This is a genomic window from Pseudoalteromonas sp. TAE56 (assembly GCF_000497955.1).
Lineage (GTDB): Bacteria > Pseudomonadota > Gammaproteobacteria > Enterobacterales > Alteromonadaceae > Pseudoalteromonas.
The window spans coordinates 1-809 of the sequence record NZ_AUTN01000093.1; the positions used below are offsets into that span (position 1 = coordinate 1).

The 809-nt window shown below is 39.4% G+C and carries 2 pseudogenes; one reads left to right on the top strand and one right to left on the bottom strand.

Annotated features, from left to right (window positions below):
- Positions 1-128 (top strand): annotated as a pseudogene (locus tag L656_RS1000000123455) (transposase); the annotation flags it as partial.
- A gap of 191 nt (positions 129-319) precedes the next feature.
- Here L656_RS1000000123455 and L656_RS0109800 read toward each other — a convergent pair.
- Positions 320-667, bottom strand: a pseudogene (locus L656_RS0109800) (IS110 family transposase); the annotation flags it as partial.
- Positions 668-809: the final 142 nt, after the last annotated feature.

An 809-nucleotide genomic window follows, 5' to 3' on the forward strand; every position in this document is an offset into this window, starting at 1 on the left:
TCACTACGCAATTTACGCGCGTATTTCACGGCGCAGTAGGCAGGCCGACCTCACAAGCAAGTTACTGTGAAAACTTAAAGCGAAAGCGGCGAGCGAATATCAGTAACTGCGAAAAGCTATTAGCATAAATTAAAAACCATTCAGTAAAAGTTAAAACTGCCATTACGGAGTTATTTTCATGCGTGTAATTTGGGTTTAAGAATGTAATGACTTATTTAATAGATGAAATGAAAGTGACCCAGTAAAAAAGATAAATTTTGAATCTGAAGGGCTAATTTTGTGGCACAATTTTGTTTGTTCAATTAAAGTGGCTGTCTAGTCTGGTCCCTTCACCAAAATGAGCGATGAGTTGCGCATCAAGTTTATCTGTTTTTGCTTTTTGGCCAATAGCGCCTGCGAAACGTTTAATATTAACGGGATTAGCAACAACGAAAGGGATATTCGCTTGAGCACACGCCATAATAAAGGGGTGTTCAAGGCGCCCAGTTGCTTCAATAGTAACACGCGTTATTGGGTGCTTTTTTAGTGTTTTTATAGCGTGTTTAATGCCGCCGTCATTGTTTTCTACGGTGAAATATATATCTAAAGGTCGGATGTAAATATCGAGTTGAGTTTTACCTGTATCGACACCGACGTTAATTTCATTTTGATTATTGAGTGTATTCATAATAAGCTGACTCTGCCTTGCGATTCGGGCTCGAGGCCCCGTTGACTATCCGAGTTTAATGCTTGGAGTTTATACAGCGTTCTTTCTTGTTATCGGTCTCTCAATAGAGGAGCCTTCAATCAATCGAACTACTGTATAAAAG